Source organism: Frigoribacterium sp. ME-P-080 (genome assembly GCF_030209595.1).
GTDB lineage: Bacteria > Actinomycetota > Actinomycetes > Actinomycetales > Microbacteriaceae > Frigoribacterium.
This window is the reverse complement of the sequence record NZ_JARVRR010000002.1, coordinates 547,411-560,083: the sequence shown is the minus strand read 5'-3', so window position 1 is coordinate 560,083 and position 12,673 is coordinate 547,411. Positions and strand designations below refer to the sequence as shown.

General features: G+C 72.7%; 10 protein-coding genes. 1 reads left to right on the top strand and 9 read right to left on the bottom strand.

Annotated elements, in window-relative coordinates; genetic code table 11:
• Positions 1–59: 59 nt before the first annotated feature.
• Entirely contained in the window at positions 60–1,016 is a 957-nt protein-coding gene (locus QRN23_RS04125; RefSeq protein WP_285062674.1) for a sulfurtransferase, read from the top strand.
• Positions 1,017–1,148: 132 nt separating this feature from the next.
• Here the strand turns inward: QRN23_RS04125 and QRN23_RS04120 are convergent, their stop codons facing one another.
• From QRN23_RS04120 to QRN23_RS04080, 9 genes are all read right to left on the bottom strand, one after another.
• Positions 1,149–3,107, bottom strand: coding sequence for a thioredoxin domain-containing protein (locus QRN23_RS04120; protein WP_285062672.1), 1,959 nt, complete (start codon positions 3,105–3,107; stop codon positions 1,149–1,151).
• Between the two features lie 17 nt (positions 3,108–3,124).
• Positions 3,125–4,309, bottom strand: coding sequence for a bifunctional 2-methylcitrate synthase/citrate synthase (locus QRN23_RS04115; protein WP_056048917.1), 1,185 nt, complete (start codon positions 4,307–4,309; stop codon positions 3,125–3,127).
• 85 nt (positions 4,310–4,394) lie between these two features.
• On the bottom strand, positions 4,395–5,312 hold the full coding sequence (locus QRN23_RS04110) for a DMT family transporter (protein WP_285062670.1): 918 nt from the start codon (positions 5,310–5,312) through the stop codon (positions 4,395–4,397).
• 25 nt (positions 5,313–5,337) lie between these two features.
• Entirely contained in the window at positions 5,338–6,447 is a 1,110-nt protein-coding gene (locus QRN23_RS04105; RefSeq protein ID WP_123571627.1) for a cell wall-binding repeat-containing protein, read from the bottom strand.
• Between the two features lie 139 nt (positions 6,448–6,586).
• Positions 6,587–8,194, bottom strand: a complete 1,608-nt coding sequence (locus QRN23_RS04100; protein WP_285062668.1) for a long-chain-fatty-acid--CoA ligase — start codon at positions 8,192–8,194, stop codon at positions 6,587–6,589.
• A gap of 125 nt (positions 8,195–8,319) precedes the next feature.
• Complete coding sequence (locus QRN23_RS04095; RefSeq protein WP_233568495.1) at positions 8,320–9,246, bottom strand: carbohydrate ABC transporter permease; 927 nt, start codon at positions 9,244–9,246, stop codon at positions 8,320–8,322.
• A gap of 13 nt (positions 9,247–9,259) precedes the next feature.
• Positions 9,260–10,171: a carbohydrate ABC transporter permease gene (locus tag QRN23_RS04090; RefSeq protein ID WP_277959643.1), complete on the bottom strand. Its 912-nt coding sequence runs from the start codon at positions 10,169–10,171 to the stop codon at positions 9,260–9,262.
• Positions 10,171–11,463 (bottom strand): ABC transporter substrate-binding protein, encoded by a 1,293-nt coding sequence (locus QRN23_RS04085; protein ID WP_123571629.1) that lies wholly within the window; start codon positions 11,461–11,463, stop codon positions 10,171–10,173. Before QRN23_RS04085 ends, QRN23_RS04090 begins: the two co-directional genes overlap by 1 nt.
• 130 nt (positions 11,464–11,593) lie before the next feature.
• On the bottom strand, positions 11,594–12,613 hold the full coding sequence (locus QRN23_RS04080; protein ID WP_285062666.1) for a phosphotransferase enzyme family protein: 1,020 nt from the start codon (positions 12,611–12,613) through the stop codon (positions 11,594–11,596).
• Between the last annotated feature and the right edge of the window lie 60 nt (positions 12,614–12,673).

Sequence of the window (12,673 nt, the reverse complement as noted above, 5' to 3'; positions counted from 1 at the left end):
GTGACGCTTCATTGCGGACTCAGGGTCCGATGTCACCGGTCGGCGTTACCGTGGCCCGCATGGCACCCGTCCTCACCTCACCCGTCGTCTCGACACAGTGGTTGGCCGACCACCTCGGCGCCGACGACCTGACGATCGTCGACGCGACGGTGCTCGTCGACCTCGATCTCGACGTCGACCTCGACGTCGATCCGGGTCGCGGCGTCGGCCCGGGTCGCGGCGTCGGCCCGGGTCGCGGCGTCGGCCCGGGTCGTGGCGTCGGCCCGGCGGCCCTCACCACGGGCCGCGACGGGTTCGAGCGAGACGGTCACGTCCCCGGGGCGGTCCTCGCCGACCTGCTCGTCGACTTCAGCGACCCCGGCTCCGACCTGCCCTTCACCCGGCCCGGGGTCGACCGTTTCCAGGCGGCGGCGGCCGCGCTGGGCGTCTCGAACGACAGCACGGTCGTCGTGTACGACACGGTCGACGGCCGCTGGGCGTCCCGCCTGTGGTGGCTGTTCCGCGCCTACGGGCACGACGCCGTGGCGGTGCTCGACGGCGGGTGGTCGCAGTGGCTCGCGCAAGGCAAGCCGTACGACCTCGGCGACGTCCTGCCGACGCCCGCCCCGTTCGTCGCGACCGAGCGTCCCGACCACTGGGTCGACAAGGCCTTCGTCGAGTCCGTGGTGGCGGGCGACGAGAGAGCGGCGCTCGTCTCCGGTTCGCCCCGCGACGAGTTCGACGGCACGTCGAGCCCGCTCACCCGCGCCGGGCACATCCCCGGCAGCGTCAACGTTCCGGCCGAGACGCTCCTCGCCGACGACGGCACGCTCGCCCGCGACCCGGTCCTCCGCGACCGCCTCGCCGTCGTGCCCGACGAACCGCGCACGGTCGTCTACTGCGCCTCGGGGGTGTCGGCCAGCGTCGACGCCCTCGCCTTCGCCGTCCTCGGCCGCTCGGACGTCGCGGTGTACGACGGTTCGCTCGCCGAGTGGGTCGCCGACCCGACCGCACCGCTCGTGCCCGCCGCCGCCTGACGCCCCCGCCCGGCGCCCCGCACGGTTCACCCGCCGGGCGCCCCCGCCTGGCACCCCTACCCGGCGCTTCGCCGGGCGGGTGCCCCTACCCGGTGCGTCGCCGGAGCCTGGAAGATCGACGCGGTCGTGTCGTCACCCCTCGAGCAGCAGTCCGTCGAGGTCGCCCACGGTCGTGACCGGCAGTCGGCAGACGAAGTCGCGGCAGAGGTACGCGGTGGGGACGCGCCCGGGGGCCGAGCGACCCGCGAACAACTCGAAGCCCGCGTGCTCGAAGGCGACCAGCGCCTCCTCGTCCAACACGGCGACGACGCTGCCCGGGCGGACGACGCGGCGTGCCCGGCGGGCGAGGCCGTCGTCGGCGCGGTCCACCGGGGACGGCTCGACCACGACCAGCTGCGTCAGCGGGGCCTCGAGTTCGACGAGCAGCCCGAAGGCGGCACCGTACGCGAGCGGGTTGTCGAGGGCCGAACCGGCCACCTCGGCGACCAGCCGTCCGGCCACCGACCGGTAGCGCGCCTCCCCGGTGAGCTGGTGGAGGGTGAGCGCGGCCGCCGCGACCGCACTGCGTCCCGACGGGTAGGCACCCTCGCTCGGGTCGCTCGACAGGGCCACGCCCTGCGAGACCAGCACGGGGTCGCCACCCGACGGGGCCGCGACGACCCGCGGGTCGGCGTCGTCGAGCAGGCAGGCGTCGACGAACGACCGCGCGGCGACGGCGTACCGGGCCTCGCCCGTCGCGAGCGAGAGGGCCAGCAGGCCGGACGCGAACAGGCCGTGGTCCTCGAGGGTCGCCACGGCGTCCGACACGGTCGACCCGACGGAGGCGCGCAGCAGACGACCGTCGTCGGTCACGTGACGCGAGAGCAGCAGGTCGGCCGCGCTGCGGGCGGTGCCCACCCAGTCGGGGCGACCGTGCCGTGACCCCGCCTCGGCGAGCGCCGCGATCGCGAGGCCGTTCCAGCCGGTGAGCACCTTGTCGTCGACGGGCGGCGGGTCGAGGGCCGCGCGGCCCGCGGCGTCCCTCCGGTAGTAGCCGCCCTCGTCACGGACGCCGTCGATCGTGCTCTCGCTGTCCTGCGCCGAGCCGAAGGCCCCGTCGGCCGTGCGCAGTCGGGAACTCAGGAAATCGGCGACGCCGGAGGCGACCCGGGCCGGATCCGAGCCGATCTCCTGAGTTGCCGACGTCGGCGCGGGGCCGGGGGCCGGGGCCGGGTCGAGCACCGAGAGCCGGGAGTAGGCCAGCAGCAGCTGCGCGTTGTCGTAGAGCATGCGCTCGTAGTGGGGTTCGGACCAGTCGCGCCGGACCGCGTACCGGAAGAACCCGCCCTCGACCGGGTCGCGCAGCGGCGACGCGGCCATGCGGGCGAGCGTCCGCGACACGAGCTCGAGCGCGCCGTCGTCCCCTCCCGCGCCGAGGGCGAGCAGCGCCAGCTGGGCCGGCGCCGTCGGGAACTTCGGGGCCCCGCCGAAGCCGCCGTGCTCGCGGTCCTCGTGGGCGACGAGCCGGGCGACGGCGTGGGCGAGCTCGGGCCGTCCCGGCAGGGCGACCCCGGCACCGGGACCAGGAGGCGCGGTGCCGGTGACCGACGCGGGCCCCGCAGCCAGCGCCTCCTGAACCGCCGACGCGGTCGCATCGACCTCGGACCGCCTGGTGGTCCAGGCGTCGGTGACGGCGTCGAGCACCTGTCGGAACGACGGCCGACCCTGCACGGGCACCGGGGGGAAATACGTGCCGGCGTAGAACGGCCGACCCTCGGGCGTGACGAAGACGGTCAGAGGCCAGCCGAGCCCCTCGGTGAAGGCCGAGGCGGCGGCCAGGTAACTGGAGTCGACGTCGGGGTGTTCCTCGCGGTCGACCTTGACCGAGACGAAGCCCGCCGAGAGCTGGGCCGCGACCTCGGGGTCGGAGAAGCTCTCGCGCGCCATGACGTGGCACCAGTGGCAGGTCGAGTAGCCGATCGACAACATCACGGGCACGTCCCGCTCGACGGCCTCGGCGAACGGCCCCGTCCCCCAGGCACGCCACTCGACGGGGTTGTCGGCGTGCGACCTGAGGTAGGGGCTGACGGCGTTTCGCAGCTGGTTCGGCATGCGGGCCACGGTAGGCGTCAGCGCGCGGGGACGTCCCTCAGGGGTGCGCCGTCGTACTCGCTCAGGGGCCGGATCAGCGAGTTGGCCTCGCGCTGCTCGATGACGTGGGCGCTCCAGCCGAGGACGCGCGACGCGACGAACAGCGGCGTGAAGACCGGCGTCTCGAACCCCATCAGGTGGTACGCGAGCCCGGACGGGTAGTCGACGTTGGGCTTCAGGCCCTTGCGCTCGAACACCGTCGCGGCGACGACGTCGTAGGTCTCCTTGAGCCCGTCGACCCGGTCGTCGCCCCGCTCGCGGGCCCGGTCGACCAGACGGCCGAGGGCGTCCTCCATCGTGGGAACCCGGCTGTCGCCGTTCTTGTAGACCCGGTGCCCGAATCCCATGATCTTCTCCTTGCGCGCGAACGCCTCGTCGAGCCAGGCCACGGCCCCGTCGGCGGGGCCGACCCGGTCGAGCAGCTCGAGCGCGGCCTCGTTGGCGCCGCCGTGCAGCGGGCCCTTGAGCGCCCCGATCGCGCCGACGATCGAGGAGTGCAGGTCGGACAGCGTCGAGGCGACGACCCGGGCCGTGAAGGTGGAGGCGTTGAACGAGTGCTCGGCGTAGAGCGTCATCGAGGTGTCGAACGCGTCCACGTCGAGCGGGTCGGGCTCGCGGTCGAACACCTGGTGCAGGAAGTCGGCGCTGTAGCCGAGGTCGTCCCGCGGCGGAACCGGCGGCAGGTCGTGGCGGCGCCGCTGGTCGTAGGCGATCACGGCGGGCAGCACGGCGAAGAGGTGCGTGGCGAGTCGACGCGTGTCGGCGACGTCGTAGGCACCCGCACCCGTCGTGGGTTCGGGCCGGGCGGCGCCGATGGCGCTCACCGCGGTGCGGACGACGTCCATGGGGTGCGCCGAGGTGGGGATCAGGTCGATGAGGTGCTGCAGCCCGGGGGCCAGCGTGCGGTGCGAGCGCAGCTCGGCGTCGAAGTCGCGTCGCTCGTCGACGGTCGGCAGGTCGCCGTGCAGCAGCAGCCAGGCGACGTCCTCGACGTCCCGCTCGGCGGCGAGCTGCTGCACCGGGTAACCGCGGTAGAGCAGCGAGTTGCTGGCCGCGTCGACCTTCGAGACCGCCGTCCGGTCGACCGTGACGCCGGCCAGGCCCTTGTGGATCTCGGGACCGTCGGAGGCGGCCGGGGCGGGTGCGGTGATGGTGTCGCTCATGTCACTCCTTCGTGATGAGGCGGGCCCGCCGGAGCGGGCCGGTCGTGTCGGGACGGGGCCGCGACACGATCGTCGAGGCTCCACTCTAGGTGGCGACCGCCTCGGGACGGGAGGGGCGGACGGGTCTCGTCAGCACGATCGAGACGACACCCGCCAGCACGAGGGCGAGGCCGATCCAGCCCGGCGGCTCGAGCCGCTCGCCCACCACGAGCACCGCCAGCAGGGTCGCGACGAACGGTTCGAGCAACGTCACGGTCGTCGCCCGAGAACTCGACACCGTGCGCAGGCCGTGGCCGAAGAGGAGGTAGGCGACGAACATCGGCCCGATCGCGAGGTAGGCCGTCGCCCCCACGGAGGCGCCCGACTGCAGCAACGGAGCCCCGGTCGCCAGCAACACCGGCAGCAGGAGCACCGCACCGAGGCCGAACTGGGCCGACACGGCCCCGCGCGACGGGTGACCCTCGGCCATGAGCCGAGCCGCGGTGTAGGTGTACGTCGCGTAGGCGAGACCCGCGAGGACGCCCAGTGCGATGCCGAGCGGGGCCGACCCGGGGGACGCCGCCGCGCCCGCCTGACCGTGCTGCCCGGTCGCCGCGAGCACTCCGACGCCCACGACGGCCAGTGCCGCACTCGCCACCCAGCGGGGCTCGAGGGGACGCCGCCGGCCGGGCGGGTCGAGCAGGCGTTCGAGCAGCGCCGCGAAGACGGGCGCCGTCCCGAGCGAGACCACGTTGCCCACGGCGACGCCGGCGAGCGACATGGACGAGTAGAACGCCAGCGGGTAGACCACGACGCCCAGTGCCCCCGGCACGAGCCAGCGCCACGCCGCCGGGCCACCTCGTAGGGCTGCGCGCGTGGCGCGGGGGGCCGTGAGCGCCAGCAGCAGGCCGCCGACGCACATCGTCGCGGCGCCCGTGGCGAGCGGGCCGACGTCGCCGGGAAGAGAAGACGCCACCGTGCCCGTCGTGCCCCAGAGGAGCGCGGCGAGCACGATGGCGATCATCGTGCGAGGGTACCGACGGCGCGGGTCAGGTGCGCGGCGGGCCCGGGCAGTAGTTCAACGCGGCCGCGTTCTCGGAGACGGCCGCCGTGCCACCGATCGTGACGACCTTCTCGGACTCGAGGCCCGCGATGAGGTCCTCGGCGTAGTAGTTCGTGCAGCCGGGCGGGGTGAGGAGCACGGGCGACTTCTCGGCGCCGGCGACCGCGGCGATGGCGAGGGCGTCCGGGAAGTTCTGCCCGGAGGCGAGGTACGCGGTGCCCGAGTCGTCGGTACGGGGGGTGTCGCCCTTCGCGTCGCTGAAGGCGAAGAACGAGACGAAGGCCGAGGTCTCGTAGCGGTCCTCGCCGGCCAGCAGCGCGACGTCGCCCGGGAACTGCGCGTCGAGATCCGCGAAGATCCCGTCGGAGACCGCCAGCGATCCGCCGACGACCGCCACCGTCTGGACGTTGAGGTCGTCGAGCAGGGTCGACGTGGCCTGGTCGAGATGTTCCGCCGAACCCGGAACGAGCACCACGGCGTCCGGCGCACCGGTCGAGTCGGTGCTGCCGGCGCCGGCCGCGGCGCTGGCGCTGATCGCGTCGGGGAAGTTCAGGCCCGTCGTGACGAAGGCGCGGTAGACGCCGGTCTCGGCGAAGAACGCGTCGACGACGGCCCGCGAGGTCGCGTAACGGTCGGCGCCCTGGACGCGATCGACCGTCGCCCCGGTGATCTTGCCGATCTGGGTGGCGACGGCGGGCGACACGGCGTTGACGCCCCCGATGACGACGACGTTCCGCGGCTTGAGGGCGACGAGGCGGTCGGCTACCGACGACGGGAGGGCGTTCGGAGCCGTCAGCAGGAGCGGCGCCTCGATCAGCGCGGCGGCCGGAGCGGCGCTCAGCGCGTCGGGGAACTGCAGGCCGTTCGCGATGATGACCGTGCCGGCACCGTCGGGGTAGGCCCGGCCGGCGATGTCGGCGGCCGTCGCGAAACGGTCGGCGCCCTGGTAGCGGTCGAGGGCGGGGGCCGCCGCCGCGGAGGCGTCGGACCCGGTGAAGGAACCGGTGGCGGGTTCGGCGGTCGCCGCCGTGACGCCTGCCAGGCTCAGGGCGACGAGGCCACCCACGGCGGCGGTGACGCCGAGGACTCGGGACATGGAAGGGTTCACGGGGGTCCTGTCAGATCGGGCTGAGGTTCTGCTGTGAGGCTAGAAGCCCGATCGTCCGCCCGGCAGCCCCCGTCCGGGCAGCCCCCGTCCTGGTGATCCCCGTCCGGGGGGTGCCCTCGCGACCCGGTCAGCGGGGCGCCGCGGCTCCCTCGCCGACCCCGGTGACGGCGGCCGAGAACCGGTCCACGAGTTCGCGCTTGAGCACCTTGCCGCTGGGGCCGAGCGGCAAGGCGTCGAGGACGTGGACCACGCGGGGGTACTTGTAGGCCGCGATCTCGTCGGCGACGAAGGCGACCAACTCGTCGGGGGTCGCCGTGGCCCCGTCACGGAGGACGACGGCCGCCTCGATCTCTTGCCCGTGGAGTTCGTGCGCCACGCCGAAGACGGCCGCCATCGTGACGTCGGGGTGCTGCGCGAGGACCTCCTCGACCTGCCGCGGGTACACGTTGTAGCCGTTGCGGATGATCATGTCCTTCGTGCGGTCGACGATCGTCAGGTAGCCGTCGTCGTCCTTCGTGCCGAGGTCGCCCGTGCGGAACCAGCCGTCGACGATCGCCTTCGCGGTGTCCTCGGGCCGGTCGAGGTAGCCGTTCATGAGGTTGTGCCCCCGGATGACGAGTTCACCGATCTCGCCGTGCGGCAGCAGCACGATCGAGTCCTCGACGTGCTGGTCGGCGATCTCGACGTCGACGCCCCAGATCGGCGTGCCGATGGTGCCGGGCCGCGGTGGCACCCCGACGTGGTTGAAGGTGGCGACGGGCGAGGTCTCGGTCAGCCCGTAGCCCTCGTGGATCGGGGCGTCGTACACCTGCTGGAACTTCTCGAGCACGGCGAGCGGCAGCGACGCCCCGCCCGAGACGGCGTAGCGCAGCGGTGGGCGCGCCTCGCTGCGGGTGGCCGCGGCGATGAGGGCCATGTACATCGTGGGCACGCCCATGAACACCTCGCAGCCGTGCTCGACCATCGCGGCGAGCGCGGCGTCGCCGTCGAACTTCGGCAGCATGACGATCGTCGCGCCGACCCGGAACCCGGTGTTCATCGTGCAGGTCTGTCCGAAGGTGTGGAACAGCGGCAGGGCCCCGAGCAGCACGTCGCCGCGATGCATGTCGAACGTCGTCATCAGGTTGGTGTTGACCTGCTCGATCAGGGCGAGGTGAGAGCCTTCGGCACCCTTGGGCTGGCCCGTCGTGCCGCTCGTGTAGAGGATCGTGGCGGTGTCGAACGGGTCGCGGGGCACGTAGGTGTCGAGGGGTGCGGCGGCCGCGGCGAGGTACTCGAGGCGGTCGGGCCCGTCGTCCTCCTGGCCGGCAGGAGGCGCGAGCACGGTCAGGACGTCGACCCCCGCGAGCTGCGCTCCCGCGCCTCCTTCACCGAGCAGCGGTGCGGCGCAGACGAGCAGGCGGGAGCCGCTGTCGCGCAGCACGTACTCGATCTCGTGTCGCTTGAGGAGGGCGTGGACGGGCACGGCCACCGCGCCGAGCGCGAGCGTCGCGTAGTAGACGCGGGGGAAGTCCGCGACGTTCGGGACGAGCATGGCGACCCGGTCCCCGGGGCCGACGCCCCGGGCGCGGAGGGCCCCGGCGTAGGCCAGGGTCTGCTGCCAGAGCTCGGCGTAGGTGGTCGAGGTGGGCCCGACGATGACGGCGACGTCGTCGGGGTACCGGCCGGCCGACTCGGCGAGGATGGCCGCGACCGACGCGGTGGCGTGGCCTCGGGGGCTGGGTGCTGATGACATCGTGTCTTCTCCGTCTCCGTTGACGTGCAGTTCGACGCGATCCTACGACGCCGTGCGGGGAAGCCAGCCCTCGTCGGGCCCGAGTCGGGCCCGGGTCGGGCCCGGGTCCGAGCCGGCGGGCCCTGCTACCGCACCCCGCTCCGGACGAAGCCCTGCACGAAGAACCTCTGGAACGCGAGGAACAACGCGACCATGGGCAGCACCGAGATGACGGCGAGCGCCATGATGCCGTTGTAGTCCGGGTTGGTCTGGCCCTTCAGGTAGAGCAGCCCGACGGGCAGCGTGTAGAGGTCCGGGTCCTTGAGGGCGATCAACGGCCAGGCGAAATCGTTCCAGCTGCCGAGCAGGGTGAGCAACACGAGCACCGCGACCAACGGACCGCTCAGCGGCAGGACGATGAGGGTGAAGACCCTGATCGGGCCGGCACCGTCGAGGCGGGCGGCCTCGATCAGCTCCTGCGGGATGCCGAGCATGAACTGGCGCGCGAGGAACACCCCGAACGCGGTGGCGGCCGACGGGAGGATCACCGCCCAGTAGGTGCCGTAGATCTCGAGCCCGTTCACCAGCCGGAACTGAGCGACCATGATCGCCTGCACCGGGATCATCAGGGTCGCGAGGAACACGAGGAACACCGCCGTGCGCCCGACGAAGCGGAGCTGTGCGAAGGCGTACCCGGCGAGCAGGCTCACGACGACCGTCAGCACGGTGACGAAGACCCCGATGACGATCGAGTTGCCGAACCACGCGCCCACGGGGTACCGCTCGAGCACCCGGGTGAAGTTCTCGAGGGTGACGGCGCTTGGCAGGAGGCGGAGGCCACGTCCGAAGACCTCGCCCCGCGGCGAGAACGCCACGACGAGCATCCACAGCAACGGGAACGCGACGACGACGGACGCCACGACGGCGACGACGGTACGGAGGACGACGAAGCCACCACGGCGACGTGGTCGCCTGCGCGGGGCACGGACGCCGGCGACGCGATCGGCGCCGCGGACGGTGCTCCGCGGCGCGCCGGCCGCGGGGACGTCGGCGACGGACTGGGGTGTGGTCACGTTCTGTTCCTCGTCATTCGGTGAGGTCGCGGGTGCGGTTGGTGCGCCACTGCACGACGGTGAACGCCAGCGTGACGACGAGGATCACGACGCCGAGCGCGGCGCCGTAGCCCTGTTCGCGGATCTGGAAGCCGTTGCGGTAGGCGTAGGTGCCCAGCACAGACGTGGAGTAGCCGGGGCCGCCGCCGGTGAGCACGAAGACGAGGTCGAAGACCTGGAACGACGCGATCACGTTGAGCACGAGCAGGAAGAACGTCGACGGCCCGACGAGCGGCACGGTGATCGAGCGGAACCGCTGCCAGGCACCGGCGCCGTCGAGCTCGGCCGCCTCGTAGAGCTCGGGTGAGACGGACTGGAGGCCCGCCAGGTAGATGATCATGTTGAGGCCGACGCGCAGCCAGATCATCGTGACGATGACCGAGACCATCGCGAACGCGCCGTCCGACTGCCACGGCACGGCCCCGAGCCCGAGGGCGCGCAGCACCTTGTTGACGAGACCGTTCGCCTCGGTGAACAGGATCACGGCGATCATCGCGCTGGCGACGCCCGAGACGACCATCGGCAACACGAGCATCGTCCGCCAGGTCCGTCGACCGGGGAGCACCCCGTCGAGCAGGACCGCGAGCCCGAGTCCCAACGCCATCTCGACCGGCACGGTGACCACGGTGAAGAGCACCGTGTTGCCGAGCGTCTGCCAGAAGACGGGGTCGGCGACCATGCGGGCGTAGTTGGCGCCGCCGACCCACTCTGGGTCGCCGAAGCCGCGGGTCTCCTGGAACGACAGCTGCACGGCCCAGAGGATGGGGACGAGCAGGAACACAGACAGCAGCACGAGGTTCGGCCCGATGAAGGCCCAGCCGACCAGGTTCTCCCGGAGGCGGGCGGCGCGTCGTCCCGGACGGCGCGCACCCGGCATCGCCGTCATCAGTCGGTGGCCTGGCCGACGGCCTCGTCCAGGGCGCTCAGGGTGTCGTCGACCGACTGCCCCTGGGTGAAGGCCGCCTCGAGCTGGTCCTGCATCGCGACGGTGATCTCGGCCAGGTACGGCGAGGTCAACTGCTTGACGTCGCTCGGCTGGATGGTCGTGGCCTGGTCGACGAACACCGGCATCACGTCGGGTCGCACGGCGAAGTCGATGGACGAGGCGTCGATGTCGGTCCGGGTCGGCAGCTCGTTGGTCGCGGCGCAGAACTCCGTCATCGCGTCGGCCGAGGCCATGAAGTTCAGGAACTCGGTCGCGAGCTCGCCCTGGTCGGTGTCGGCCGTCGCGACGAGGGCGTTGCCGCCGAGGTCGGTCGCCCCGCGCTCGTCGACCGGCATCGGCACGGCCGTCCAGTCGAAGTCGGTCGAGGCCAGCTCGGGCACCAGGAACGAGCCCACGAACGCCATCGCCGTCGTCTGTTCGCCGAACTCGGTGTCGGCGTACGTCGTCGACTTCACGCTGCTGCTCGGCGCCACCCACCCCTGCTCGAAGAAGGACTGGGTGAAGCCGAGCGCCTCTGCCGCCTCGGGCGAGTCGATCTCGCTCGTCGTCCCGTCGTCGGCGAGCAGGGCGCCACCGGCCTGGAACAACCAGCTGAGCCAGCGCGGCGTGCCACCCTGCTGCCAGTTCACCCCGAACGGGTACTGGTCGGCGGGGAGGCTCGCGCGGAGCTTCGTCGCGACCTCGCCGAACTCGTCCCACGTCCACGCGTCCGCCTGGCTCGTCGGCAGGTCGGTGACGCCGGCTGCGGCGAGCAGCTCGGTGTTGACGAGCAGCGCCGAGACGTCGGTCTGGTGCGGCACGCCGTAGGGGGCGCCCTCGTACGAGACGGCCTCGAGCATGGCGGGCTGGAAGGAGTCCTCGTCGTCGATCCGGCCCGTGAGGTCGAGCAACTGACCCTGGCTCGAGTACACGCCGAGGTTGCCGTAGTCGACCCGGAAGACGTCGGGGGCGTCGCCCGTCGAGAGCTGCGCGTCGATGTTCGAGAACATCTGGTCGTAGGGCACGACGTTGAGGTCGACCGTCGCGCCGTCGTGCTCGCTCTCGAACTGGGCGACGAGCTTCTCGAACGAGTCCTGCTCGGATTCGCTGGCCCAGGTCGTGAAGGTGAGGGTGCCGTCGGCGGCGTCGTCGGAACCGCCGGTGAAACCGCTGCAGCCGGAGAGGCCGGCGGCGAGGGCGAGGGACGCCGCAGCGGCGGCGGTGGTGCGTCGGGTCGTGCGTCGGGTCGTCATGTGGGTCTCCTGGCGTCGGTGCGGTCGTGATCGGTGCTGGGGTGCTCGATGCGGTGCGGTGCGGTGCGGATCGGTGCTGCGAATCGGTGCTGTGGAGGGTGCGTCCCCGTCTCGACGAGACGGGCGACCATCACGACGCGGTCAGGCGTGCCTCGACCAACGACACGAGGCCGTGTGGCCCGAGCAGGGCGTCGAGACCGGCTTGTACCCCGGCCCTGTCGCCGTCGTGCTGCGCAGAGTGTGCTCCCTCGAGCGCCAGGACGACCGCCGTGACGTCTTCGAGTGCGCGGACGCAGCCGAACCGGGTGATGCGGTCGTGGTCGAGCACCACGTCGTCGCCGTAGCCGGTGCGGAACGCCGCCCGGTGCTCGGGCTCGACGGGCAGCCCGGGCAGCACGCCGAGCTCGACGAGCACGAGGTCGACCTCGCGTGGGGCGACGGTGGCCTCGTCGAGGTCGATGAGCCAGGGGCGGCCCTCGGGATCGACCACGACGTTGCCGAGGTGGGGATCGCCGTGACAGGAGACCCGGGCGGTCGCGCCCCGCGCCTCCTTCAGTCGGAGCGCGGTCGTCTCGAGGAGCCGGAGACGGTCGCGGTGGGCGTGCCAGAGATCGGCCAGCCAGGGGTCGACCCCGGGGGCCCGAGCGGCGCCGACGAAGCGGGCGTCGAGGTCGCGGAGGCGCACGCGGGCCCGACGGCCCGTGCGCTTGACGCCGTGGCGCAGCGGCGCGACGGACGACGGAGGCGGTTGGTCGTGCACCCGGCGGACGACGGCGCCCAGCTCGGCCCACTGCGCGAGGTCGAGGCCGCGCGCGTCCTCGGCGGCGTCGTCGCCGAGGACCCACGGTGAGACCGACACGAGGAGCCCACCGCGCTCGACCCAGTGGTGGCCGGCGAGGGTCGGCAGCGGTGCGACGACGCCCGACCCCGGGCCGAGCACCGCGGCGAGGGCCAGCCCGAACCGGCAGTCGCGCCGGGTGGCCTTCACCGCCCACTCGTCGCCGGCCCGGTCGCGCACCTGCCAGACCGCGGCGTCGGGGTCGAGCCCGCCGACGATCATCGTCTCGTCGACGACGTGGAGGCCCCAGTCGCCGAGCGCCGGAGGGCGGCGGGACGACAGCGACGGGAGCGTCGAGGACGGGGCGGACACGCGGCCATCATCGTCCGCACCACCGACATCGGTCCGTGGGAGCCGAGCGGTACTCGTTTC